At 33.3% G+C, this 25,264-nt stretch carries 22 protein-coding genes; 11 read left to right on the forward strand and 11 right to left on the reverse strand.

Annotated features, from left to right (window positions below; translation table 11 throughout):
* Nucleotides 1-54: 54 nt before the first annotated feature.
* Entirely contained in the window at nt 55-1,059 is a 1,005-nt protein-coding gene (locus tag BUB89_RS04250) for an AAA family ATPase (protein ID WP_073242291.1), read from the reverse strand.
* Between the two features lie 372 nt (nt 1,060-1,431).
* On the opposite strand from BUB89_RS04250, the gene BUB89_RS04255 reads away from it, so the two are divergent.
* A complete protein-coding gene (locus BUB89_RS04255) occupies nt 1,432-2,187 on the forward strand; it encodes an SDR family NAD(P)-dependent oxidoreductase (RefSeq protein ID WP_073242293.1) in 756 nt (251 codons plus the stop codon).
* A 55-nt stretch (nt 2,188-2,242) separates the two neighbouring features.
* Here the strand turns inward: BUB89_RS04255 and BUB89_RS04260 are convergent, their stop codons facing one another.
* A complete protein-coding gene (locus tag BUB89_RS04260; protein WP_073242295.1) occupies nt 2,243-3,064 on the reverse strand; it encodes a DUF4382 domain-containing protein in 822 nt (273 codons plus the stop codon).
* 107 nt (nt 3,065-3,171) lie between these two features.
* Between BUB89_RS04260 and BUB89_RS04265 the strand changes: the two genes are divergently transcribed.
* Nucleotides 3,172-4,308 carry an ATP-binding protein gene (locus BUB89_RS04265; RefSeq protein ID WP_073242297.1) on the forward strand — a complete coding sequence of 379 codons (1,137 nt, stop codon included), beginning with the start codon at nt 3,172-3,174 and terminating at the stop codon, nt 4,306-4,308.
* An 8-nt stretch (nt 4,309-4,316) separates the two neighbouring features.
* Here the strand turns inward: BUB89_RS04265 and BUB89_RS04270 are convergent, their stop codons facing one another.
* Both BUB89_RS04270 and BUB89_RS04275 read right to left on the reverse strand, forming a co-directional pair.
* Entirely contained in the window at nt 4,317-4,727 is a 411-nt protein-coding gene (locus tag BUB89_RS04270; protein WP_073242299.1) for a response regulator, read from the reverse strand.
* Nucleotides 4,724-5,806 carry a sensor histidine kinase gene (locus BUB89_RS04275; RefSeq protein WP_073242301.1) on the reverse strand — a complete coding sequence of 361 codons (1,083 nt, stop codon included), beginning with the start codon at nt 5,804-5,806 and terminating at the stop codon, nt 4,724-4,726. Before BUB89_RS04275 ends, BUB89_RS04270 begins: the two co-directional genes overlap by 4 nt.
* Nucleotides 5,807-6,083: 277 nt before the next feature.
* Between BUB89_RS04275 and BUB89_RS04280 the strand changes: the two genes are divergently transcribed.
* From BUB89_RS04280 to BUB89_RS04305, 6 genes are all read left to right on the forward strand, one after another.
* Nucleotides 6,084-6,809, forward strand: a complete 726-nt coding sequence (locus BUB89_RS04280; RefSeq protein WP_073242303.1) for a metallophosphoesterase family protein — start codon at nt 6,084-6,086, stop codon at nt 6,807-6,809.
* 24 nt (nt 6,810-6,833) lie between these two features.
* Nucleotides 6,834-7,331: a DUF6646 family protein gene (locus tag BUB89_RS04285; protein ID WP_073242305.1), complete on the forward strand. Its 498-nt coding sequence runs from the start codon at nt 6,834-6,836 to the stop codon at nt 7,329-7,331.
* A 417-nt stretch (nt 7,332-7,748) separates the two neighbouring features.
* Entirely contained in the window at nt 7,749-9,500 is a 1,752-nt protein-coding gene (locus BUB89_RS04290) for a sensor histidine kinase (RefSeq protein ID WP_073242307.1), read from the forward strand.
* A gap of 26 nt (nt 9,501-9,526) precedes the next feature.
* On the forward strand, nt 9,527-10,174 hold the full coding sequence (locus BUB89_RS04295; protein ID WP_073242309.1) for a response regulator transcription factor: 648 nt from the start codon (nt 9,527-9,529) through the stop codon (nt 10,172-10,174).
* 328 nt (nt 10,175-10,502) lie between these two features.
* Nucleotides 10,503-11,654, forward strand: coding sequence for a sensor histidine kinase (locus BUB89_RS04300; protein ID WP_073242311.1), 1,152 nt, complete (start codon nt 10,503-10,505; stop codon nt 11,652-11,654).
* Between the two features lie 23 nt (nt 11,655-11,677).
* Nucleotides 11,678-12,043, forward strand: coding sequence for a YegP family protein (locus tag BUB89_RS04305; RefSeq protein ID WP_073242314.1), 366 nt, complete (start codon nt 11,678-11,680; stop codon nt 12,041-12,043).
* A 2-nt stretch (nt 12,044-12,045) separates the two neighbouring features.
* Here BUB89_RS04305 and amaB read toward each other — a convergent pair whose 3' ends face one another.
* From amaB to BUB89_RS04320, 3 genes are all read right to left on the reverse strand, one after another.
* Nucleotides 12,046-13,599, reverse strand: coding sequence for an L-piperidine-6-carboxylate dehydrogenase (gene amaB / locus BUB89_RS04310; RefSeq protein ID WP_073242317.1), 1,554 nt, complete (start codon nt 13,597-13,599; stop codon nt 12,046-12,048).
* A 121-nt stretch (nt 13,600-13,720) separates the two neighbouring features.
* The gene (locus tag BUB89_RS04315; protein ID WP_073242319.1) at nt 13,721-14,260 is read right to left on the reverse strand and encodes a 3-hydroxyanthranilate 3,4-dioxygenase; all 540 of its coding nucleotides are present in this window, start codon (nt 14,258-14,260) and stop codon (nt 13,721-13,723) included.
* Between the two features lie 169 nt (nt 14,261-14,429).
* Complete coding sequence (locus BUB89_RS04320; protein WP_073242321.1) at nt 14,430-15,533, reverse strand: endonuclease/exonuclease/phosphatase family protein; 1,104 nt, start codon at nt 15,531-15,533, stop codon at nt 14,430-14,432.
* 233 nt (nt 15,534-15,766) lie between these two features.
* Between BUB89_RS04320 and BUB89_RS04325 the strand changes: the two genes are divergently transcribed.
* The 3 genes from BUB89_RS04325 to BUB89_RS04335 all read left to right on the forward strand — a co-directional run bounded on the left by BUB89_RS04325 (nt 15,767) and on the right by BUB89_RS04335 (nt 17,937).
* Nucleotides 15,767-16,666, forward strand: a complete 900-nt coding sequence (locus BUB89_RS04325; RefSeq protein ID WP_141384410.1) for a S66 peptidase family protein — start codon at nt 15,767-15,769, stop codon at nt 16,664-16,666.
* 136 nt (nt 16,667-16,802) lie between these two features.
* On the forward strand, nt 16,803-17,162 hold the full coding sequence (locus BUB89_RS04330) for a YraN family protein (RefSeq protein ID WP_073242326.1): 360 nt from the start codon (nt 16,803-16,805) through the stop codon (nt 17,160-17,162).
* Between the two features lie 118 nt (nt 17,163-17,280).
* Nucleotides 17,281-17,937, forward strand: coding sequence for an aspartate kinase (locus tag BUB89_RS04335; RefSeq protein ID WP_073242328.1), 657 nt, complete (start codon nt 17,281-17,283; stop codon nt 17,935-17,937).
* 60 nt (nt 17,938-17,997) lie between these two features.
* On the opposite strand, the gene BUB89_RS04340 is transcribed toward BUB89_RS04335, so the two are convergent.
* From BUB89_RS04340 to BUB89_RS04355, 4 genes are all read right to left on the reverse strand, one after another.
* Nucleotides 17,998-18,867, reverse strand: coding sequence for a TorF family putative porin (locus BUB89_RS04340; RefSeq protein WP_073242331.1), 870 nt, complete (start codon nt 18,865-18,867; stop codon nt 17,998-18,000).
* Nucleotides 18,867-20,951 (reverse strand): ATP-binding protein, encoded by a 2,085-nt coding sequence (locus BUB89_RS04345; protein ID WP_073242334.1) that lies wholly within the window; start codon nt 20,949-20,951, stop codon nt 18,867-18,869. The genes BUB89_RS04340 and BUB89_RS04345 overlap by 1 nt, the downstream gene beginning before the upstream one ends.
* A gap of 129 nt (nt 20,952-21,080) precedes the next feature.
* Complete coding sequence (gene mfd / locus BUB89_RS04350) at nt 21,081-24,455, reverse strand: transcription-repair coupling factor (RefSeq protein WP_073242337.1); 3,375 nt, start codon at nt 24,453-24,455, stop codon at nt 21,081-21,083.
* A complete protein-coding gene (locus tag BUB89_RS04355; RefSeq protein WP_234982516.1) occupies nt 24,448-25,110 on the reverse strand; it encodes a hypothetical protein in 663 nt (220 codons plus the stop codon). The genes mfd and BUB89_RS04355 overlap by 8 nt, the downstream gene beginning before the upstream one ends.
* Between the last annotated feature and the right edge of the window lie 154 nt (nt 25,111-25,264).

Here is a 25,264-nt window from a genome sequence, read left to right on the forward strand (position 1 = left end):
AGTTCATAGTCCCGAGAAAAAACTAAGGACTAATCACTAGGTACTATTTTACTATTACGGTACTTCTACTTCGTTGATGATTTTATTGATAATATCTACCGAAGTAATATTTTCAGCTTCTGCTTCATAAGTAACCCCTACTCTGTGACGTAAAACGTCATGAACAACGGCACGAACATCCTCTGGAATTACATACCCACGGCGTTTGATAAAAGCATAACATTTAGCTGCAGTAGCTAAGTTAATACTTCCACGTGGTGAAGAACCAAAACTAATTAACGGTTTCAAATCAGCTAGTTTGTATTTTTCAGGGTAACGGGTTGCAAAAATAATATCCAGAATATATTTCTCTATTTTTTCATCCATGTACACTTCACGAACTGCTTCTTGTGCACGTAAAATTTGCTCAACAGAAACTACCTGATTTACTTTCTCATAACTTCCGCTTAAGTTTTGACGAATTACCAATCGTTCTTCATCCATTTTAGGATAATCAATCACTGTTTTCAGCATAAAACGATCCACCTGTGCCTCTGGCAACTGATACGTTCCTTCCTGCTCAATTGGGTTTTGCGTAGCTAAAACTAAAAATGGTTTTTCCAGTTTAAAAGTGGTATCACCAATGGTAACCTGCTTTTCCTGCATGGCTTCTAATAATGCCGATTGTACTTTAGCCGGAGCACGATTAATCTCATCGGCAAGAACGAAATTAGCAAAAATAGGCCCTTTTTTAATAGAGAATTCATTTTGCTTAATATTATAAATCATTGTCCCTACCACATCTGCAGGTAATAAATCCGGGGTAAACTGGATTCGGCTAAAAGAACCGTGAACGGCTTTAGAAAGCGTATTAATTGCTAATGTTTTTGCCAGTCCCGGAACTCCTTCAAGCAATATATGTCCTTGCCCTAATAATCCAATCAATAATCGCTCAACCATTTGCTTTTGACCCACAATCACCTTGTTCATTTCCATAGTAAGAAGATCGATAAAAGCACTCTCTCTTTCTATTTTTTCATTGATTGCTCTGATGTCTAAAGTCGCTGTATTCTCTTCCATAAAATTATTTTTAATGCCTTGAATTTAATGCCTTAGTTTTGAGAGTGCAAATTGAATTTTTTTTTACAGCTAAGATGTTAAAAAATGGTTAAAACTTCTGCCAATACTGCAATTTTAAGGTCGAATTATGATACAATTTCCATAATTTTAAGAAGTTTAAGAATTATAGTTTTAAAAGCGCAAAAAAATCATTTTATTCGAAAAATAAAAGCGTAAAAAATCATTCAATTATCAGAAAGTAAAGGGGTTAGAAATAACAACCTAAAAAGGCAATTATTGTTTATTTAAAAATCAGGAATACCTTATTGAAATGTTTTTTTACTGATTCTGAATTACATTTTGAATATTAAGCAAACTGCACAATCATATAACATGAATAAAACAGCACTAATAACTGGAGCAACCAGCGGAATAGGGAAAGCAACGGCACAACTTTTAGCCCAAAACAATTATACTATTATCCTTTGCGGAAGACGTCAGCATCGATTAGATAAACTTGAAAAAGAACTTAGCCTGATTACTAAAGTCCACTGTCTTTCATTTGATGTCAGTAATAAAAAAGCAGTTTTTGAAAAAATAAATGCTCTGCCGGAATCCTTTTCTACAATCGATATTCTCATTAACAACGCCGGAAATGCGCATGGTTTAGACCCTATTCAAAACGGTAATTTAGAAGATTGGGAAAACATGATTGATATTAATTTAAAAGGACTCTTGTATGTTTCCAAAGCTGTAATTCCAAAAATGATTGCACAACAATCAGGACATATTATCAACATTGGTTCAACCGCAGCAAAGGAAGTTTATGTAAATGGAAATGTGTATTGCGCCACAAAACATGCGGTTGATGCGCTTAATAAAGCAATGAAAATGGATTTGAATCCGCACGGAATTCGAGTAGGAGCCATTCATCCCGGACTTGTAGAAACTGAATTTAGTCAGGTTCGTTTTAAAGGTGATACCGAAAAAGCGACCAATGTTTATAAAGGATTTACACCGTTAAAAGCAGAAGATATTGCTGATATCATTCATTTTGTGATATCAAGACCTTACCATGTTAACATCTCTGATTTAGTGGTCATGTGTACCGCACAAGGTTCGGCAACGATGATTCAAAGAGCGGAATAACCATAAAAAAACAGCTCAAATCAATGAGCTGTTTTTTTTATATTTTTTTACTTTTTTATTCGAAAGAAACAGATCCTACATTAGTAATTTCTCCATTTTCAACTACTACATCAGTAATCGTAATTGGCGTTTTTCCCGAAGCAACATCCGGAGTCAACGTTACTGTATAAGTTCCCGCCGGAACACCATTTAACTGGAACAATCCTGTTTCTCCAGCAAAAGTAGTAATAACAGCATCTCCTACTGGAACAGAAACTTCGACCTGATAACCTTCCAGGACAGGATTTATTGCTCCTTTAATTACTCCTGAAGTAGCTGTAGCCGAAACATGAATTACAGGTTTTAAATTATACATTCCTGAACCTCCGGCTGAAACGATAGATTTAGCTACATCAAAATCTAAAATAAATTCATAAGTAGCACCCGGCTCCAATGTTTGATTAACCATTAATTTTAACCCTGACTGCATCGCACTTGGAGTATCTAAATCAATTACTTCACCATCTTTTAAAAGAGTATTGTTCTCTCCTAAAACTAATCGTATCTGTCCCAGATATCCCGATGGAACCAACTCATCAGCCAATAAAACATTTACACCTCCTGTTAAATCTAATAAATTATATATACCGGGAGTAAAATCATCATCAACAATACTTACCCAGCCTTCACTGTCATTAGTATCATCAGAAGATTTAATCATTATATCCTGTACATCAATATTTACTTCATCATAATCTCCTGGTGCATCTACCATTCGAACTGTCATTCTTGAAGTTTGAGAGCTGTCGTCATTATCGTTATTATTACAAGCTGTAAAAAAGCTCGCAAGCAAAACAATGACAAAGAAAAACTGGGGGCAAAATTTAATCTTTTTCATTTTATTTAACGTATTTAAAATTAGTATATTGACAACGCAATAAAAACAATAAAATTGCTGAAAAAACGGTATTTTTTTTTAAAATAAATCATAAATCTTATTTTCAGATGATTAACAAACGGCTTTTAATAAAAAATTTGCTCGCTCATAATGATGAAAATAGTTTTTACGACAAAAAACGCCAACTAAATTTACACACAAAAGAAGGAAAATCCAAATTTTTAAAACACATTTGTGCCCTATCTAACTCCAATCCAGCCAACAACTCCTATATTGTGGTAGGGGTGGAAGATCAGGACAACGAAATTGTAGGTGCCGATTTTTTTGATGACAGTCATATTCAGAATCTTATTAATGCCTATTTAGAAAATCCTCCTAAAATTCAGTATGAAAACGTTCCTTTTCCAAATTTACCCAAAGACAAGGTAATAGGTTTAGTAACCATCAAACCCAAGAATAAAATCTCTTCGTTTAAAAAAGGGATTCATACCATACCGGCACAAAGCGTTTTTATAAGGCGTGGCAGCAACACCACTCCCGTTGAAGATAAAATTGATAAAAATTATCCCAATACAGAAACGGTTATTGACCTTGAAAACAATTCCCGTAATAATATAAAATATACACTTGACGGTGTTTTTGATTTTATGAATTTCCGCCATAAAGACATGGCTCCCAAATACAAAGTTTTTAAAGAGTTATTTGTTATTTGCTGGGCTGGGATTCCTAAAACGGTTCGTGACAAAACGTTTTTATCCCGTGTAGATATTGAACTAATTAATGAACATATTAAACTTTTTTATTCGGCTCAGGATGTGGTTACCATTTCTTTTGATGAAGATACTTTTACCATCATTGAATATGTACCGTTGGGTTTGAATGATAAAACCAGCTATTATCCATTAGAACAACAAACTATTTATTTTTTTGAAAATGGCTATTACAAAATTGAAAGCAAAATGCTTTTTGAACCGCCAGCATTCAACAGAAAAATGCTCTTTCACATCTATAACAACAATGAAGCTTTAATAAAAAAGCTCATGAAAGGCATTCAGCTCACTCCCGGAGAACTCAAAGACCTTGAAAATCTTCCTTCGACTTTTATGATTTGTTATCTTAACGGTTTTGAAGACGCTAAAAAGAAATTAATTGATGCTAAAAATCATCTGAAAGCTTTTCCTTCCATTTATTTGTCCTTTAAAGAAGCGATGCGAATTCTGCGCAAAATGAAATATGATATGTGATGACTTTGCTAAATAGCGTCAATAAGACCTTTAATAAGCTCAATTAATTTTTCCTTTGATACCGGCTTTATGATATAATCTGAAACTAAATTGTTTTTTTTAGCCAGTAAAACATCACTGGGAGATATAGATGAAGAACAAATATAGATGGTTATTTTTTTATCTATTTTAGGTGCCAATTTCGTAAATTCATCCAGAAATTGCCATCCATCCATTATAGGCATACTAAGATCCAGTAATATAATTTCCGGCAACGCATCAGAATTGTTACAATTCTCCTTAAGAAAGTTTATTGCATCTAATCCATTACCAAAAACCTTAATCAATTCGACTAAATTAGTGGTCTGAATAGCTTTTTTAGTCAAAAAAACAAAAATATCATCATCATCAATTAATGTCATATTTCTAATTGTCTTCATATCATAAGTGTTTTAAATTCAACAAAAAAAGTAGATCCAACATCTACTGTACTCTCAACCCAAATTCTCCCGCCCATTGCCTCTACTTGGGTTTTAATTAAATAAAGTCCAAATCCTTTTGCATCATTATGCTTATGAAAGGTTTTTCTAATTTTAAAAATATGATTCTTATGCATATTAAGATCAATACCTAAACCATTATCAGAAACAGCTATTAAAATAGTATCCTTTAATTGTTGGGCTTTGATTTTTATTTCTAATTTTCTTTGAGTTGATCTGTATTTTAAAGCATTACTAATTAAATTAGTAAATATACTTTCTATATATTTTTGAGGGGAAAGTATTGTAGATACGCCATCTAAGTCTATTTTAATACTGGCATTATATTCTTGAATTTGCGTTTCAAATCCAATTAAAATTTTTTCCAAACAATCTTCTAAAACAATTTCATCTATTTTAATCCCTGCATCTTGTTGGATTTGGATAGACTCGACCAGTTCATTAAAAACTTCTAATAAATGATTAATTACTGGTTTTATTTTGACCTGGACTTCTTTTCTTTCTTCTTCATCTTCGCTTTGTTCAATAAAATCAACCAGCATTGCAATATTGATTAAAGGTGCCCTTAAATTATGTGAAACAATATTACAGAAATCAACAAGCTGTTTATTAGTGATTTCTAACGCATTAGAATATTTGATTAAATTTTCTTCTGCCTCTTTTCTAAAGGTAATATCTGATCTTATAGCAATATACTGATAAGGCTTTCCCGCCTCATTCAAAAAAGGGACAATAGTAGTATCAACCCAATAGGTGGTTCCATCCTTAGCTTTATTTTTAAGTTCCCCTTTCCAAATTTCACCTTTTGCAATTGTAGTCCATATCTCTCTGATAAATTCCTTCGGGTGAAAGCCAGAATTAATAATCCGGTGATCTTGTCCAATTAATTCCTCCCTACTGTATTTGGATATTTTGCAAAAATTATCATTAGCATGAATAATAGTACCTTTTTGATCTGTAATTGCTACTATAGCTGATTCATCCAGGGCTTGTTTATAATCTGAAAGTTCATTTTTCATAATTTACTTTTCTATGAATAACACATCCTTATCTAAAAAGTTTCTAACAAAAACGGTCTTAATTTGGATTATTCAAATAATATTATCAAAGTTAATTAAAAAAAGTCGACAAAATGCATCACTAAAAGTGGGTATATTGTAAAGTAAAAAATCTTGTTTTCAACACTTTCTTCTAGCTTATTAGAATAATCCAATTTTTTACATTAAAAAAAATCCGCTATACAATCTCTTTGAGCTATTTTTATTATATTAGAGCATAAAAGCAGATTTCAGAAAAATGAGGACATTAGTAATAGGAGACATTCACGGAGGTTTACGTGCCTTGCATCAAATAATGGAGAGAGCTCAGGTTACCGAAAAAGATAAACTGATTTTCTTAGGGGATTATGTAGATGGCTGGAGCCAATCACCCCAGGTAATCGATTTTTTAATAGAATTAAACTTAAAAAACGACTGTGTTTTTATTAGAGGAAATCATGATGAATTATTATTGCATTGGCTAAAAGACAATAAGGATAACCTTATGTGGTACAATCACGGTGGGGAAGCAACAGTAATTGCTTATGAAAAAGTAAGTGATGAAACCAAGCGTAAACATGTTGCGTTTTTACAGGAATTAAAAGATTATTACCTGGATGAACAACAACGCTTATTTATCCATGCCGGTTTCACCAATATGAACGGAGTAAATTTTGAATATTTTCCTAAATTGTTCTACTGGGACAGAACTCTTTGGGAAATGGCCTTAGCATTAGATGAAAACATTGCTTCTTCGGATGTCAGGTATCCTAAACGGCTTACCCTGTACAACGAAATTTACATAGGCCACACACCTGTTACCCGCATTAATCAAAGCATTCCAGTAAAGAAAGCCTGTATCTGGAATGTGGATACCGGAGCCGCTTTTAAAGGCCCATTAACCATTATGGATATAGATACAAAAGAATATTGGCAAAGCGAACCATTATGTAACTTATATTTCGATGAAAAAGGAAGAAATTAAATACATTTGTACAAAAAAATTATCATGAAAAAAACATTCATTTTTGTATTATTAACTGTTACAGGTTTAATAAACGCTCAGGCTTTTAAAGGAAAAGGAGATACTAAATTTGACATCGCTGCTAATATCCAGAATGGAGGCTCAGGAATTCGCCTTTCTTCAGATTTTGGTTTGGGCGAAAACATCTCCGTTGGGGTTTTAAGTTCTTATTTATTATCTGTTAGTAAAGATGATTTGGGCAACAAACCTGATTTTGGCGACAGGATAGACCTTAAGGCCCGTTTTAATGCAAATTTGGGGAATGTGTTCAATATTGATGAAAAAGTAGATATTTATCCCGGATTGGATTTAGGATTGAGAAATTTTGGTGCGCATTTGGGAATTCGTTATTTCTTTACAGACGGTTTTGGGGTTGTGAGTGAAATAGGCGTTCCTATTGCTAAATACAAACCGGAAGCAACCGGATTTGAACGTTTGAACAATCAATTTACTTTTAACATTGGAGCTTCGTTTAATTTATAAAAAAAATTAAGGCAAATTGAAAAATTCAGTTTGCCTTTTTTTTAAGCTGTTAAAAAACCATTCATTAATATTCATGTATGTAGAATAAATTCTACAACTATATCGCTAATATTTTACATTTTGTTGCTGGATAATATCCGTAATTTTGCACTAAACAAACGACATTTAATTTAAAGCTATTCCGGGATTTTTCCCAAAACTTATTTAATATATTAATTTAACACCTGAATTATCAGACTCTATTTAACAACCTTTTATTAATATTTTTTCTGTCGAGATGAAATTAGTATGATTTAATTTTTAGATTATTTTGAACCACAAACTGTTTTTAACGGATTTGAAATCTTCATAACCAATAAAAAAAAATCTATCCTCCTGTAGTCTTTATTTCCTTAAATTAATTTAATATTAAAAATTTTGAATAAAACCCTCCCAAAATTCAATGCTTTCTATTTAAAGAAATTAAAATTTGAGCACCGAAAAATTATTCATTACACTTTATTAACCAGCGTAATTTTATTGCAAATTATTGCTGTTTTTATCTGGTATAATGAAACTAAAAACGAAACAAAACTATCTAATGCTCTGGACGAAATTTCCTCTGCAAATAAAATTATTAATTACACTAATCGGGCAAACATCTCTTTGATAGAGTCACAGGAAAATTTCAATAACTATCTTAAAAACAAAGATCAGATTTCATTTCAAAAATACGCATCATCATTAAACAACATCAGTAATTCATTAGACAGTTTACGTATTCTTACCGATGCTAATTTGAATTATAAAAAAATATTTTTTAAAAAAGCGCAGACAGAAGCTTCCCTTTTAGTTTTAAAATCATCAATTGATTCTATTATCAATAAGCAAATAAACAAGAATAATGAGAATGCAACCGATTTATTTAACTTAACCAGATTTGAAACCCAAAAAATATTAGATAACGTGAAAACGGATTCTTATATTAAAGTAGACACGGTTTTAAAGAAAGGTTTGCTGGGTCGAATTGGAGATGCCTTAGCTGGTCGTTTAAATGTTCAAAAAGAACAAATTAACGTTGTTGTAACAATGAAATACAAAGACGGGATCGTTTCGGGAAGCATTGAAGACCAATTAAAAAATGCTTTTAACAAGAGTAACGCTTATTATCAAAATGAGTTTGCAAAGTTAAAAAAATCATTTTTTGATTTGAGAAAAAAGGATTTAGAATTAATTGTACTTAACAATGAATTACTAAGCTTAAGCCAAAACATCATTACTAACTATAAAAAATCGGCTGATGTAGTTCAGACCAACAATGAACAAAATATTGTTAACCAATACCAATCCAACAAAACTGTTAGAAATTATTCGATACTATTCTTGATTATTATCATGTTTATTGTATCCATTATTCTCCTCAGTTTTACACATGTAGCTTTTGAATATGAAAAAAGACTGATAAAAGCACAAAAGCAAGTACAGCAGAATTTGATTTTTAAAAATCGAATTATGGGAATGATTAGTCATGAAATTCGCTCACCACTGAATATCATTTCGATGTACAGTAGAAAAGTACGCTCATTAATTAAAGACAAGGAAGTGAAAAACACTTTTAAATCAATAGAATTTACAACAAATTCATTGCTGCTTCTGTCCAATCAAATTTTAGAATATTCTAAAGATGAACATCAGAAACTCCATTTGAAAAATCAGGAAATTGAGTTAAAAACGGAAATTAATCAGATTGTTTCTTCCATGAGTTCTCTTGCCGAAGTGAAAGGAAATAAAATCAATGTTATTTCAAATCTCGAATCAGATTACAAGATATATACGGATGCCGCTAAAATTCATCAATTGTTTTATAACATCATTGGAAATGCAAATAAGTTTACCGAAAACGGCATTATTAATATTGTTATCAAGGCTAACCAGCTCACCGATTATGAAATAAATCTCCATGTTGAAATTGCTGATAACGGAACCGGCATAAATCAAAATGATTTAAAAAATATTTTTAAATCCTATTACCAAGGCACTATTTCTAACAAAGTTAATGATCTGGGTGTAGGATTAGGTCTCAATTTATGTAAAGAAATAATTGAATTATTTGAAGGCGATATCCATGTTCAAAGTGAAGAAGGAAAAGGAACTACCGTTATATTCAATTTAATATTGAGCAAATTTTAGGATAAACTTTAATCAAGTAAAAAGAAATGAAATTATCAAACCACTGTACATTTTTAATTACAGACGACCACAGCATTGTGAGACAAGGAATTGCTATGTTAATTAATGAGCTGTTTTTAAATCCTAAAATATACAAGTCCGGAAATTTTAAAGACACCTTTAAAATACTACATGAAACTAAAATAGATTTATTGATTTTAGATATTAATTTCCCCGATGGAAGCAGCATCAATATTATTCAGGATATAAAAAACATACAGCCAGGAATTAAAATTTTAATTTTTACAGCATATAACGAAGATATTTATGCGTTAAGGTATCTAAACTCTGGTGCATCGGGCTACTTAAACAAAAACAGTTCTGAAGAAGAAATGAAAAATGCCCTGACAACCATGGTTTTAACCGGGAAATACATCACTCAAAATGTTAAAGACAGAATTTTAGATTCCTATATCTCTAAATCCCCTATTAACCCAATTGAGCAATTATCTAACCGGGAATTAGAAGTAGCCAAAATGCTTATTAAAGGTCATGGTAACTTAGAAATATCAGATATTTTAAACATCAAAAAAACAACTGTCAGTACTTTTAAAAATAGAATTTTTGAAAAATTAGAAATTGATAGTTTAGCTGCATTAATAGAACTATTCAGGTTATATGATGATAACGAATAATTTTTTATTTGTAGTTAAATTCATCTCCTAATCGAATTTAAACCTTCCTTTTGTAGAAATAATTCTACATCCACAAACTAATAACCTCTACATTCCCCTGATTTCACAGCAGTTATATTTGTATTATTACAAACCGCTCAGCTATTTAAATACATGAATTTAAAATTGAAAATCAGAATAAAAAAGCGAATTATATCTGAAAATTCGTTGACTACCCTACTTATTTTTAGATAATTATGCTTTAAAAAGATAATTTACATTATTTGGTCTGATTGAAAAAAAACATTTTTGGTTTTTGTAATGATTTGAATTTTTAAACTAAAAAAGTATGAAATCTCATTTTCAAAATATCTCTAAAAACCCGAATGATTTCCAGGAAACGCTCTTTAATGATATAGCAGAAGATATGTTATTATTTAAAATTGCTCCTGATAATAGTTTTCATAAATTACTTATAGGTAAATCAATTTACAAAACATTCGGATTACCAACAAATCTTATCTCTGACACTTTTCTGCCGCTATTTTATAATAGCATTCATAAAGCGGATAGGATTAAAATACTTCGACTATTTATTCAACTCAAAAAAACTGAAAGGAAAGCAGAAATTGACTTTAGAAGCCTGCTTCCTAAAAAAGGCTTGTCTGTTTTTAAAGCTTATATAAAAACAAAGCTGAATTTTAATGGAGAAACCGTTTTTTATATTCAGTTTTTTAAACCAGTCATTATGGAAAATCAGGACTTAAACTTGGGTGTTATTGCACAAAAAAAAGAAAATGAAACAGATTTAGTCCTACAACAATATAAAGAACATAATAGTCGTTTATTAAATTTTTCTCACATCACAGCTCATAATTTAAATACACATGCCGGAAACATCAAAATGCTTCTGGACATGATTGAAACTGAAGACAATAATGAAACCGGCAAGGAATACCTCAATCATTTAAGAACTGTTTCTAATAATCTGAGTGCCACCATCGCTCATTTGTCCCAAATTGTGAATATTCAAAATAACTTAAGTGTTACAAGAGAACCCTTGGATTTAAATAGCTTTCTGGAAAAAAATAACTCCATAATTAATAATTACGGACTTGAAAATAATATTACTATAATCAATAAAATTCCAAAAGGAAATACCATCAATTTTAACGCCGCATATCTGGAAAGTATTCTGTTAAATTTTACGACCAATGCTGTAAAATATGCTCATCCCGACCGATTTCCCATCATTACATTTGAGTTTTTTACAGAAAATGATAAAAAGATTTTAACAATAAGTGATAATGGATTAGGCATTGATTTAGAAAAACACGGACAGTTATTATTTGGTATGTATAAAACATTTCATAAACACCAAAACGCAAATGGCGTGGGTTTATATATCACAAAAAATCAAATTGAAGCAATGAATGGAGAAATTAGTGTAGAAAGTAAGGTAAATGAAGGAACTACTTTCAAAATTATTTTTAGTAATTAATCTCAACAAAATATTCGGTTAAAATGGGAAAATTTGTAATTAGCAAAAATACAAATGGCGAATTTAAATATGAATTTCGAACCAATAATGATGAAATAATTTTTGAAAAATCAGGCTATAGAAACAAAGCCATGTGTTTAAATGTTATCGAATCTATAAAAAATAATTCTCAGGATGATTCTAAATTCTATCGAAAAAGAACTACTGATAATGAATGCTATTTTAATCTAAAATCAGCAAACGGTAAAATTTTAGGCACCAGCAAAACTTATGCAAATAGAGCCACCCGGGAAGATATAATTCAATTTGTTAAGCTTACATCAGTAAATGCTTCCATTGAGGATTATTCTAGTAAAAACATACAACTATCTTCTAAAATGCTCTCTTAAAATTACAAATCAAATTTTATTCCTTGTGCCAGTGGTAAAGTACTGCCGTAATTAATAGTGTTGGTTTGTCTCCGCATATAGACTTTCCAGGCATCCGATCCTGATTCGCGGCCGCCGCCTGTTTCTTTTTCTCCACCAAAAGCACCGCCAATTTCGGCTCCGGAAGTTCCTATGTTTACATTGGCAATTCCGCAATCAGAACCTGATGCAGATAAGAAAAGTTCAGCTTCCCGCAAGTTGTTGGTCATAATTGCCGAAGACAATCCCTGGGCTACATTGTTTTGAATAGCAATAGCATTTTCTACAGTTCCTGAGTATTTTAACAAATACAAAACAGGTGCAAAAGTTTCTTGTTGCACAATTTCGAAAGCATTATCAGCTTCCACAATGGCAGGTTGCACATAACATCCACTCTCATATCCTGAACCGGAAAGCACTGCTCCGTCTACCAGAATTTTAGCTCCTTCCGTCACTGCTTTTTCTAAGGCTTTGTTGTATTTGTCAACAGCATCAAAATCAATTAGCGGTCCTACATGATTTTTTTCGTCCAATGGATTTCCAATACGCAATTGTTGGTAAGCCGCAACCAAAGCAGCTGCAACCTTATCATAAATACTATCGTGAATGATTAATCTTCGTGTAGAAGTACAACGCTGTCCCGCTGTTCCCACTGCGCCAAAAACTGCCCCGATAACGGTCATTTTAATATCAGCATCGGGAGTGACAATAATTGCGTTGTTTCCGCCTAATTCTAATAAAGTTTTACCTAAACGAGCCGCAACAGTTTGGGCTACAATCTTTCCCATACGAGTAGATCCTGTAGCAGAAATTAATGGAATTCGGGAATCCTTAGTCAATAGTTCCCCTAATTTATAATCACCATTAATTAAACAGGAAATTCCTTCTGGCAATTTATTTTCCTCTAAAACCTTAGCCAAAATATTTTGACAGGCAATTCCGCATAATGGTGTTTTCTCTGATGGTTTCCAAACACAAACATCTCCGCAAACTAATGCTAAAGCAGCATTCCAAGACCAGACAGCAACCGGAAAATTAAATGCGGATATAATTCCCACCACACCTAAGGAATGGTATTGCTCATACATCCTGTGATTAGGCCTTTCAGAATGCATGGTTAATCCATGTAATTGACGGGAAAGTCCAACAGCAAAATCACAAATATCAATCATTTCCTGAACTTCGCCATAACCTTCCTGCAGCGATTTCCCCATTTCGTAAGAAACTAATTTGCCTAAGGCTTCTTTATTTTGACGTAATTTTTCTCCCAACTGACGCACAATTTCTCCGCGTTGTGGTGCCGGAATTAATCGAAATGACTGGAAAGCTTCTGTAGCGGCCTGCATTACTTTTTCATAATCGGCTGCTGAAGTGGTTTTTACTTTTGCAATCAACTGACCATCTACCGGAGAATAACTTTCCAGAATTGCCCCTGAAGAAAAAGAGTTCGTTCCTGTGGATGTTCCTTCGTTTAGTTCGCTAATTCCTAATTGTTCTAAAGCGGCTTTTATTCCAAATTGTGTTGCAATTGTTGTCATGATAATGAGTAGATTTCGTGTTTTAGCCCTGGTAGTCCCGAGACTTCGGGAGGCATCCTTTATGTCCTTTCTTTAAGGACATAAAGATAGAGCGGATGACAGGAATAGCTCCTGAAAAAAATTATTTTTTAGCGGTAAATCTTGAATCGGTTTCCATAACTTTTCCGCAGTTTTCACAAGTTCGTAGTTTTTCTGAATTGTAAAAGTGTTCAAAATGAGGCAGAAAATCTTTTTCGATATTGTTGAGTTCAAAATAGACTTCGTGCAACTTGTGATTACAATTGTCACAATACCATAATAAACCGTCTGTAAAACCCTGTTTGGCTCTTTTTCGCTCAATGACCAAACCAATAGAACCTGCCGAACGAACAGGAGAATGTGGAATTCCCGCAGGATGCAGGTACATATCACCAGGATTGAGTTGCATCACTTTTCGTTCACCATCTTCCTGAATGTGTACTTCTATAGAACCTTCGAGCTGATAAAATAATTCTTCGGTTTCATTGTAATGAAAATCTTTTCGGGCATTTGGACCCGCAACAATCATCACGATATAGTCGCCTGAATCTACATATAAGTTTTTGTTGCCAACAGGTGGTTTAAGCAATTGACGGTTTTCGTCAATCCATTTAGTGAGATTAAAAGGTCTTGAAATTGCCATTTTGAGTTGTTTTAAGAAAAGCTAAGGTACGAAAAAAAGAATTTTGGTTTCTTTTGGTTTCACGAAGATTCGCAAAAAACCGCCGAGACACACCAAGAAAAATATTTAAAAAATTTTAGCAAAACTCTGTGTTTTCTTTGGTGAGTCTTTGCGTAACAAGCTCAAAACATCATTTAGCTTCTTTAATCAAATAAATATAAACCGGGAAATGATCGCTAAAACCCACTTCGGTAGCCGAATGCCGTTTGGGATATCCTTTATACTGACCGGAATTCTGAATCAAATAACTTTTATTAAAAATGCCTGCTTTCCAATACTGATAAGTCGAAAAATCATTTTTAACTAATGATTGAGTTACCATAATTTGGTCAAAAATATCCCAGGAATCCCGAAACGCAATAGTTCCCAAGCCTTTTTTAGCCATTTCTTCAAAAGGATTGTAGATTCCAAATTCAGGAACATCTTGCTTTTTAGCTTTAGCATTCAAGGCTTTTTTAATACTGTTATTAAAGGGACCGTCGTTTAAATCGCCTAGTGTAATCACTTTGGCATTTGGATTTATTTTTTGTAAAGAATCAATTATTTTACGATTTAACATTCCGGCTGCTTCCCTGAATGCACTTGTCTTTTTCTCACCTCCGGAACGTGATGGCCAGTGGTTGACAATAATATTGATTTCTTCGCCATCCAGAAAACCTGTAATCAATAATTGATCCCGTGTAAAAACACGATTATCATAGGTGTTAACTACCTCATCCTGATCTAAATCCTCTGAAAGCGGATCAGGTTCTTTGTCTTCAACTTCCTTTTTATAAATATAAAGTGGAATATTAGCATAAGAAACAGGCAGAAAATATTTTTTCTGGAACAATAAAGCAACATCTATCCCTCTTTTATCAGGGGAATCAAAATGGATAATTCCATAATCATGCAAGGCCATTTTAGGGTGTTGTACTAAATCTTCTAAAACACCCCGGTTTTCAATTTCAGAACCAGCGATAAATGTAGGTGTGTTGCTGTTTTCCGGTTTGCCTATTTCCGTCAGGACGCGGGATAAGTTTTCTAATTTTTGCTGGTATTTTTGTGCTGTCCACCGCTGAGTGCCATCAGGTGTCCATTCGTCATCATTAGTATGAGGATCATTGATAGTATCAAAAAGATTTTCGAAATTATAAAATACAAGGGTATGAATACGAAAACTTTTTTGTTGCGAAAATCCTATTCGGAACAAAAACAGAAAACTGAGCAACAATAGCAATTTAACCATTTTCATAACCCATTCAATTTAAAGGACTTTAGTAAATTTAGTACATTTTGAACAACTATCTTAAAATTATTTTTGAATTTGACTATCTTTGTTTAAATGTCCCGCAAAGGCATTTTATTTAGTATTTATTTCGGAAAAACACCACCATGCTTACTTCTCGATTTTTAATTTCAAAACGAACCATTTGTGTATTTCTGATTTTTATTTTTCAATCTTTCAACAGTCAAGCCCAACAACAAATGATTACACCAGCCGCTTTACAAAAAGGAGACACCGTTGCCATTGTAGCCACAGCACGAAAATATATGGATAACCATCTGCAACCTGCCATCGATTTACTGCATAGCTGGGGACTGGAAGTGGTTATTGGGAACAGCATTGGGCTCGATAATAATCAACTGGCAGGAACTGACGAACAAAGAACTGCCGATTTTCAAACTCAACTGGACAATCCCAACATTAAAGCCATTTGGTGTGTAAAAGGCGGTTATGGAACTGTTAGAATTATTGATGCTTTAGATTTTACCAAATTCAGACAACATCCCAAATGGATTGTTGGTTTTAGTGACATTACCGTGTTACACAATCATTTGAATACTTTAGGCTATAAAACCATTCACGGGATTATGCCTGTTACTGCTCCAAGAGCAACAGCCGAAGCCAAGGAAACTTTAAAGAAAGCTTTGTTTAACGAAGCTTTAAGTTACGAAATCCCTTCAGACCCTATGAATAGAATTGGCTCTGCCAAAGGCGAACTGGTTGGTGGAAACTTATCTATTTTATACAGTTTGTTTGGATCTCCATCGGCTATTGATTGTGATGATAAAATCTTGTTTATTGAAGATTTAGATGAGTACTTATATCATATTGACCGTATGATGATGAACTTAAAACGCAATGGGTGTCTGGAAAGCATCAAAGGAATTGTGGTAGGTTCCATGACAAAAATGAAAGACAACGATATTCCCTGGGGAAAAAATGCTGTTCAGATTATTGAAGATGTGACTAAAAAATACAATATTCCTATTATTTATAATTTCCCGGCAGGGCACATTCAGGACAACAGAGCTTTGACTTTAGGAAGCACGGTTTCTATGGAAGTGACTCCGGTAAAAAGTACATTGAAATTTGAGGAGTAATTAATTTTAACATATAAGTCATATAAGTTAGCATCCAACTTAAACTTAACTTATATGAGCTGTGTTTTTACTAGCTTCTAACAGAACAGATAAGAGCAAAAAACTTATATGACTTATATGTTAAACCAAGGCAACAATGGCTAAGCACAACGAATTAGGAAAACTTGGAGAAGAATTGGCTGTTGACTTTTTAAAAAACAACGGTTATACAATTATAGAAACCAATTGGACTTTTCAAAAAGCCGAAGTGGATATTATTGCCCAAAAAGAAGACACGCTGGCAATTATAGAAGTAAAAACCCGTTCTTCGATTGAATTTGGTCTCCCGCAGGACTTTGTAAATTCGAAAAAAATAAAACTACTTACGAAAGCCATAGATAACTACGTAGTTGAAAAAGATCTTGATATTAATGTTAGATTTGACATTATCGCCATTCATTTAGAGAATAAATCTTTTGTAATAGAACATCTTACAGATGCTTTTTATCACTTTTAGTGATATTTTTTGTTGTTATTTTTGTAACAAATTGTTTTTTTAATTATATTTGCCTAAATTTTTAACGATTTATCTACGTAAATCAGATTAGAAACTAAGTAAAAACACCTATTTAATTATGAAAACTGTTTCTTCAATAGTCGAAAATTACATCAAAACAAAACCATTTTTATTAAATGCTTTGTCACTTGGAATTATCAATTTAACCTCCTTATCCCGTAACATCATGTCGGAATTAGAGAGTGAATTTGGAAAAGAAGTAAAACAAGGAGCGGTTGTAATGTCTTTGAAGCGATTGACTGAAGAACTGGATTTCAGGTTAAATCATAAAATCAATAAAGTAATTAAAAACATAGGTGAAATCACAGTTAGATCTGCCTTAACTGATTATACTTTTGCTGTTTCAGAAACTGTTTTAAACAAACAAGCAGAATTAATTTCGGATATTAATAGTTTTCCCGATGTTTTTTATACTTCTTCAAGAGGGGTAAACGAAATTAATATCGTAGTAAGTAATACCGTAAATAAATTGGTTGACAAACATTTTTCTAACGAAAAACTAATTCAGAAATTAGACAATTTAGCCTCTATTACAGTTAAATTACCTAAAGAAAATATTGTCATTCCGGGGATTTATTATTTTATTTTCCAACGCTTGGCCTGGGAAGGAATCATTATCAATGAAGTAATTTCTACCTCTAATGAATTTACGATTTTAGTGAGTGAAGAACAAGTAGATGTTGCTTTTAAAGTAATTAAAGATTTGAAAAATTAAATCCAAATTCATTTTATAAATTAATGGCTGTCAAAAAATTGGCAGCCTTTTTTATTTTTATTAATATCCAAAACTAATTCCTGCAACCAGGAAATTAGCACCAAAGAATTCGGTGTTTTTTGTAGCAGCATTATGTATATAATTTAATGAAACCGGCATGGCTATTCCGTTTCCTAAATCAAATTCCTGAGTAGCTTTCATACTTAAGTTGACTAGCGAAGGCTTATCATAATCGGCAAAAGAATAATATTCAGCTTTATTATTCAGCACTGCACCTATTGCAGGTTCGAGTTGGATATTCTGAAGTTTTTTACAGGAAGAATTTTCGAATAAATCAAAAGTATAGCCCAGTTCTACATACGTTGTATAATTGCGAACCGGCTTTTCATCGCTATTATAACGGTAATCATTACCTCCAATAAAAGTACTTATAGTAGCATTAAAAGGATATTTATAACCTTCGGAAAAATCAAAATAAAGCATCGCATCAATAGTCTGCGAACTTGTGGGGCCAAATTCAAAAAACTTATTACTTACTCCGGCTACTTTAGAAACCGAAGGCCAGTAATATTCCCATAATTGGAATTGTAAAAAATCATTAATTTGATAAGTGACATAAAAATCAATTTCCTGATATCCTTTATAATAAGTTTCCCCATCAGGATAAAAATATTGGCTTTTAAAATTAGTCGTTCCCCAGAATCCCAAGGTTAATCCAGGTAAAACTGCATATTCAATTGATGGTTGTATCGCAGGATAATTGCCACCCCAGCATTGTCCACGCCACAGATACCGATTGACGATATCAATAGTCAAACTTAATTTTTTTTCATTACTGAGAGTGTCTTTTAGCTGCTGTTCCTCTTGCGAAAATCCAAAAGCGGACAGCAATCCCAAAATCAAAACCCAGATATTTCTGTGTATCCTCATTAATATTTATCTATCATTTCAAACAAACGTTCTCTGCTTAGCGGCTTTGTGATGTAATCATCAAATCCTGCTTTCTCAATTTTGATTCTGTCTTCGGAAGAAGAATAAGCTGTCTGGGCTATAATAGGCAACTCTGGTCGAATGGGTTTTATTTGCTCAACAGCTTCAAAACCATTTAAAACCGGCATTTTGATATCCATTAAAACCAAATCAATATTCGAATTACTAATACAAATATCTACTGCTTCCTGTCCATTTTTAGCGCGGATAATCTCAAAATCTTTGTCTTTCATCATTTTTTGGAACAACAAAAAATTAATATTATCATCTTCGGCAATTAAAATAGTCTTATTGGCTGATTTCATTCCTTCTTTTTCTTTTATTGGTTTTACGATGATAGGTTCTGATTTTACATATTGTAACGGAATGGAAAAATAAAATGTAGAACCTTTCCCCATTTTTGATTCAAAACGAATAGTACCACCCAGAATTTCTATATAAGCCTTTGAAATAGAAAGCCCCAGTCCTAAGCCTCCTACTTGTATGGACTTATCATTTTCAACTCGTTTAAAACGGTCAAAAACATGTTGTTGATGGTCTTCTTCTATCCCGGTTCCGGTATCCTCAATTGTAAAATGAATTAAACTTTGTTGTTCGTCTATTTCATATTTAAATTTCACAAAACCTTCATCGGTATATTTAATAGCATTCGTGAGTAAATTAATAATAACCTGTTTTAATTTAATCTCATCGGTAATAATATTATGCTCTGCCGGAACGCTGCTTTTTATCAGTTTAAATTTTATTGCTTTGGTTTTAGGAATCGTTATTTTGAGCGTTTTATACACTTCTACAATACAGGATTCTAAATTAATTTCGCTGAAATTAGGCGAAACCTGATTGGAATCTATTTTGGACATTTCGATTAAATCATCAATAATCGAAACCAGATTTTTACCGTTATTCTGAATCACATTTAGATATTCAATTTGTTCTTTTTTATCAATATCAGTATTCAGAATAAGTTCGGTAAAACCATTTATCGCATTCATTGGCGTTCTTATCTCATGGGATAAATTGGCTAAAAAAGATGCTTTTAACAAATCTCCTTCCTCAGCTTTTATTTTTGCTTTTATCAATGCCTGTTTCTGATTGTTATTTTCTTCGAATAAATTCCCGATATAACTAAATTCCCCACTTGACTTTTTTAATTCGGCTATAGCTGCTTTACTTTCTTTCTGAAGTGCTTTACGAACCAGATAAAGAGGGCGGTAAATGAGTTTTTGAGTATAAAAAACACTTATTATTAAATAGAGGATAAACACAATAATTATGGCATACAAAATACTAATTGTGTTTTCAAAATAAACATCAAATTTCCTTTCAAACAAGAGTTTTCCAATGGGTTTTCCCTGAAAATCTTTCAAAAGATAAACAGAACTCACGATATGTCTTTGCTGGGGAATACTATCGTTAGTTGCCAGAAATTTAATTTTAGAAGAAGTAATATTTTCTAAATTTCGAATAAAATCAGCATTGATTAAACGCACCGCAAAAAAATAACCCGAAGGTTCCGATTTGTTTTTAAAAGGATCGTCAGAAGGATGAATGGTGGCTCCGGTTATCTCTACAACTCCTTCGGGAATTTGTAAATAAAACTTCCCCACTCTTACATTATCCAGATAAGCCATGGCTGACTCAGGAACAAAATCAAGTGTTTTAATTACAGGCGTAGGAGTACGCATTATAAATTGTTTATCCTGATCATAAACACCTAAATAATCAGCGCCGTAAATTTCCAGTTCGTTGCTTATGGTTTCCTCGTACCAGCTTTTATCTCTGGTTGCAATAAAATTTACAAATTCATCCCAGTTGGTATCATTATTTAAAGCTGTTAAAATGGGTTTAGATTCCAATACTAACAATTGGTTAATTTTACTTTCAAATAATTCAACAGCATTCTGGTATGCTTCCTTTTCTGTTTTATTGATATAATAAAATAAAGCAGCATAAAGCAATAAAAAAACAACACTAGAGGAAACTATTAAAAAAAGTATTTTTGGGGACGTTTTTTTTAATGTCATAAAGGGTAACACTGTCTTATTAGGGTTAAAAAAATATTAAATTAATAAAAATAAACACATTTCAAACCCTATTTTATAAAGTAATCGACAGACAGCACTGTTGTTAACCAAAGTACTACAAAAAAACCACTACTTTTCTTTCCCGCCCAACATCTCCATCAACTCCAAAGCTCTTCTGGTTGATTTTACGTTATCAAAAGTCAGCAACAAACGTAAACCGTTTGCGGTTTGTTTTTCTTTCATTTTACAAAGTGAAGCATGTTTTTGCACAAACTGCAATACCTTATGAAAACGATTGGACTGGTAAAAATCAGATTGTTGATCGGATACAAAATAGCCAATCATCTTGCCTTGTTTCATCACTAATTTCTCAATTCCGACACGGGTTGCCACCCATTTTATGCGGATACTGTTCATTAAGGCATTGGCTCGAGGAGGTAAAGGACCAAAACGGTCAATCAGTTTATTTTGGAAAACAACCAACTCTTCTTCGTTTTTAATGGCTGCCAATTCGTTATACAAATTCATACGCTCCGAAATATTATTGATGTATTCATCCGAAAACAACAACTCAAAATCGGTATCAATTTGTAAATCTTTTACATATTCCTTGGTTTCAATATCGTTTTCAACCGGATACAAATCTTTGAATTCGTTTTCTTTCAACTCTTCAATAGCCTCGTTCATGATTTTTTGGTAAGTATCAAAACCTATTTCATTGATAAAACCGGATTGTTCACCACCCAATAAATCTCCTGCTCCACGAATTTCTAAATCTTTCATCGCAATATTAAATCCGCTGCCCAGTTCACTAAATTGTTCCAAAGCCTGAATCCGTTTTCTGGCTTCTTCAGTCATTGCCGAATAAGGCGGACAAATGAAATAACAGAATGCTTTTTTATTGCTTCGCCCCACACGTCCTCGCATTTGATGCAAATCAGAGAGTCCGAAATTATTCGCATTATTGATGAAAATCGTATTCGCATTAGGAACATCCAATCCACTTTCGATAATAGTTGTGGCTACCAGAACATCAAATTCTCCGTTCATAAAAGCCAGCATCAGTTCTTCCAGTTTCTTACCTTCCATTTGTCCGTGACCAATTCCCACTCTTGCATTGGGAACCAAACGCTGAATCATTCCTGCTACTTCCTTGATATTTTCGATTCGGTTATTGATAAAATAAACCTGTCCGTTTCGTTGAATTTCATACGAAATCGCATCGCGGATAATTTCTTCACTAAAACCAACCACATTGGTTTCAATAGGATATCTGTTGGGCGGAGGCGTTGTAATTACCGATAAATCACGAGCGGCCATCAATGAAAACTGAAGCGTTCTGGGAATAGGCGTTGCCGTTAAAGTCAAGGTATCCACATTAGCTGCAATGGTTTTCAACTTGTCTTTTACGTTCACACCAAACTTTTGCTCCTCATCTACAATCAGTAAACCTAAATCTTTAAAAACCACATTTTTATTGACCAATTGATGTGTTCCAATAACAATATCCAGTTTCCCTTCGGCTAATTGCTTCAAAGTTTCCGACTTTTGTTTGGCGGTTCTAAAACGATTCAAATACCCAATGGTAACCGGCATATCTTTTAAACGCTCTGAAAAAGTACGGAAATGCTGGTACGCTAAAATAGTCGTTGGAACTAAAATAGCTACTTGTTTGCTGTTATCTACCGCCTTAAAAGCGGCACGAATAGCGACTTCGGTTTTTCCAAAACCTACATCACCACATACCAATCGATCCATGGGGCGATCGCTTTCCATATCGGCTTTTACTTCTGCGGTTGATTTCGTTTGGTCCGGCGTATCTTCGTAAATAAACGAACTTTCTAATTCGTTTTGCAAATAACTATCGGGTGCATATTGAAAGCCTTTTTCAAGTCTTCTTTTGGCATACAGCTGAATTAAATTGAACGCAATATGCTTGACTCTCGCTTTGGTTTTTTGTTTTAAAACCTTCCAGGCATTCGAACCTAATTTGTATATTTTAGGTGGAGTTCCGTCTTTTCCGTTGTATTTCGAAATCTTGTGCAACGAGTGAATGCTCACATACACAATATCATTATCGGCATAAACGAGCTTAATCGTTTCCTGTGTTTTTCCTTCGACCTGAATTTTTTGCAAGCCACCAAATTTTCCAATTCCGTGGTCAATATGCGTTACATAATCACCCACCGAAAGCGTAGTTAATTCTTTAAGTGTAATATTTTGTTTTTTCGAATAGCCGTTTTTGATACTGAATTTATGATAGCGCTCAAAAATCTGATGATCGGTGTAGCAGGAAATTTGGTTTTCTTCATCAATAAAACCCTGGTACATTGGTAAAACGATGGTGTTGTATTGCTTTCGAATATTTTCCGAATTCGCTTCATCTAAGGTTTCGAAAATATCATGAAAACGCTTTGCCTGCGCTTCATTCGAACAAAACAAATAATTTTTATAACCGTTAAAATGATTTTCGCTCAAATTATTCAACAACAAATCAAATTGCTTGTTGAACGATGGCTGCGGCTGAATGTGAAATTCGAATTTTTTGGTAGTTTTAAAAATCGCTTTCGAACTCAATTCGACTATCGAAAAATCCAAAGCGTGTTTTATAAAAGCTTTTTGATTCAGGAATAATTGTTCCGGAGTCGCATGTTTGATATCTTTTGACAATTTCTCAAAAGCTTCTTCGGCCCGGGCAAATTGTTTGTCTAATTGTGCTAATAAATCTTCGGTATTCTGAATAAAAAGGACCGTTTGTTCCGAAATATAATCTAAGAAACTTTCTCTGTTTTCCTGAAAAACCTTGTTTTCCACATTGGGAATAATGGTAATTTTCTTTTGTTGTGCCAATGACAATTGGGTTGCGACATCAAAAGTCCGGATACTTTCGACCTCATCCCCAAAAAACTCGATTCGGTACGGATTATCATTCGAAAAAGAAAATACATCGACAATTCCGCCACGCACTGAAAACTCTCCCGGTTCGGTAATAAAATCGACTCTTTTAAATTCATATTCGAATAACACTTCATTGATAAAATCAATCGAAATCTTATCACCAACGCTTACTTTCAATGTGTTTTTATCTAAATCGCGACGTGTCACTACTTTTTCAAATAATGCTTCGGGATAACTGACAATTACAGCCGGTTTTTTACGGGAATTAATGCGGTTTAATACTTCGGCACGAAGCAAAACATTGGCATTATCAACCTCCTCAATCTGATACGGACGGCGATAAGAACCCGGATAAAACAACACATCCTGCTCGCCAATCATTTGTTCCAGATCATTCAGATAATAAGCCGCTTCTTCTTTATTATTTAAAATCACTAAAAAAGGAAGCTCCGCTTTTTTAAACGCCGAACGAATCACGAATGAAACAGCCGACCCCAGCAAACCGCTAAGATGTAATTTTACTGTGTTTTTTTCCTGTAATGAAGCAACAATCTGCTGCGTTTTAGGCGAAGTTTCGTAGAGGGTATATAAGGCAGATTTACTCAACTCTGGCGTCGTTTGGGTTAATTATTGCTCGTGTACTGGCCGGAATAACGGATTGATTGGGCAATACCATATTCGGATTATTAGGAATCGCTCTTGCCGAATCCAATAACATTCTTCTCATTTCGTCTTCTCCTTCTTCAACCGGAATTTTACTTTTCTCAGTTAAAATATCCATCTGACGTTGTAATGTGGCTAATTCTTTATTGATTTCGCCCACTAATTGCACCACTTTTTTATCCGGAATTTCGTCCAGATGAATGTACATATCCATCAGGCGAACCTTAGTAATCAAAACTGAAATACGGGTTTTGATTTGGGGTTTATTGAATAATTCCGGGACATTATTTCGTAACGCCAATGCTTTCTTAGAAATTGCTTTGGCTTTTTGCTGATAAGCACTAATGGTCATTTTAGGTTTATGAGCTAATTCCTGAATGAATAAACGCAACTCATTCCAGGTTTTCACGCCTTCCTCAGTCGCTTCATTAATAGGTTCGTCATAAAAATCCCAGCCTTTTTTGATGTTCTCAAAAATGACTTTTTTCTTTTGGGCATCTTTGGCATTTTCAGCAATCCTTTTTTGTTCGTCTTCTCCTTTACAAGAACCCAACAAAAGCAACAGACTAAAAATATATACTAGTTTGTATTTCATCATTATTTTGATTGAACGGCAAAGTTACAAAGTAAATTGATATTAAAAGAGGCAAATCTTGCTATGAAAATGCTCTTTTTGGGCGTTACCCAAGGGTCGGGCTTTTCGTTTCAATCTTTTGTTTTTTAAAGAAAAAAACAAAAGGATTTACACTGCA

The sequence above is a fragment of the Flavobacterium flevense genome, assembly GCF_900142775.1.
Lineage (GTDB): Bacteria > Bacteroidota > Bacteroidia > Flavobacteriales > Flavobacteriaceae > Flavobacterium > Flavobacterium flevense.

Excerpts from the sequence above, each read along its gene's own strand:
- BUB89_RS04250 (WP_073242291.1), bottom strand. The coding sequence starts at position 1,059 with ATGGAAGAGAATACAGCGACTTTAGACATCAGAGCAATCAATGAAAAA.
- BUB89_RS04255 (WP_073242293.1), top strand. The coding sequence starts at position 1,432 with ATGAATAAAACAGCACTAATAACTGGAGCAACCAGCGGAATAGGGAAA.
- BUB89_RS04260 (WP_073242295.1), bottom strand. The coding sequence starts at position 3,064 with ATGAAAAAGATTAAATTTTGCCCCCAGTTTTTCTTTGTCATTGTTTTG.
- BUB89_RS04265 (WP_073242297.1), top strand. The coding sequence starts at position 3,172 with ATGATTAACAAACGGCTTTTAATAAAAAATTTGCTCGCTCATAATGAT.
- BUB89_RS04270 (WP_073242299.1), bottom strand. The coding sequence starts at position 4,727 with ATGAAGACAATTAGAAATATGACATTAATTGATGATGATGATATTTTT.
- BUB89_RS04275 (WP_073242301.1), bottom strand. The coding sequence starts at position 5,806 with ATGAAAAATGAACTTTCAGATTATAAACAAGCCCTGGATGAATCAGCT.
- BUB89_RS04280 (WP_073242303.1), top strand. The coding sequence starts at position 6,084 with ATGAGGACATTAGTAATAGGAGACATTCACGGAGGTTTACGTGCCTTG.
- BUB89_RS04285 (WP_073242305.1), top strand. The coding sequence starts at position 6,834 with ATGAAAAAAACATTCATTTTTGTATTATTAACTGTTACAGGTTTAATA.
- BUB89_RS04295 (WP_073242309.1), top strand. The coding sequence starts at position 9,527 with ATGAAATTATCAAACCACTGTACATTTTTAATTACAGACGACCACAGC.
- BUB89_RS04300 (WP_073242311.1), top strand. The coding sequence starts at position 10,503 with ATGAAATCTCATTTTCAAAATATCTCTAAAAACCCGAATGATTTCCAG.
- BUB89_RS04305 (WP_073242314.1), top strand. The coding sequence starts at position 11,678 with ATGGGAAAATTTGTAATTAGCAAAAATACAAATGGCGAATTTAAATAT.
- amaB (WP_073242317.1), bottom strand. The coding sequence starts at position 13,599 with ATGACAACAATTGCAACACAATTTGGAATAAAAGCCGCTTTAGAACAA.
- BUB89_RS04315 (WP_073242319.1), bottom strand. The coding sequence starts at position 14,260 with ATGGCAATTTCAAGACCTTTTAATCTCACTAAATGGATTGACGAAAAC.
- BUB89_RS04320 (WP_073242321.1), bottom strand. The coding sequence starts at position 15,533 with ATGAAAATGGTTAAATTGCTATTGTTGCTCAGTTTTCTGTTTTTGTTC.
- BUB89_RS04325 (WP_141384410.1), top strand. The coding sequence starts at position 15,767 with ATGATTACACCAGCCGCTTTACAAAAAGGAGACACCGTTGCCATTGTA.
- BUB89_RS04330 (WP_073242326.1), top strand. The coding sequence starts at position 16,803 with ATGGCTAAGCACAACGAATTAGGAAAACTTGGAGAAGAATTGGCTGTT.
- BUB89_RS04335 (WP_073242328.1), top strand. The coding sequence starts at position 17,281 with ATGAAAACTGTTTCTTCAATAGTCGAAAATTACATCAAAACAAAACCA.
- BUB89_RS04340 (WP_073242331.1), bottom strand. The coding sequence starts at position 18,867 with ATGAGGATACACAGAAATATCTGGGTTTTGATTTTGGGATTGCTGTCC.
- BUB89_RS04345 (WP_073242334.1), bottom strand. The coding sequence starts at position 20,951 with ATGACATTAAAAAAAACGTCCCCAAAAATACTTTTTTTAATAGTTTCC.
- BUB89_RS04355 (WP_234982516.1), bottom strand. The coding sequence starts at position 25,110 with ATGATGAAATACAAACTAGTATATATTTTTAGTCTGTTGCTTTTGTTG.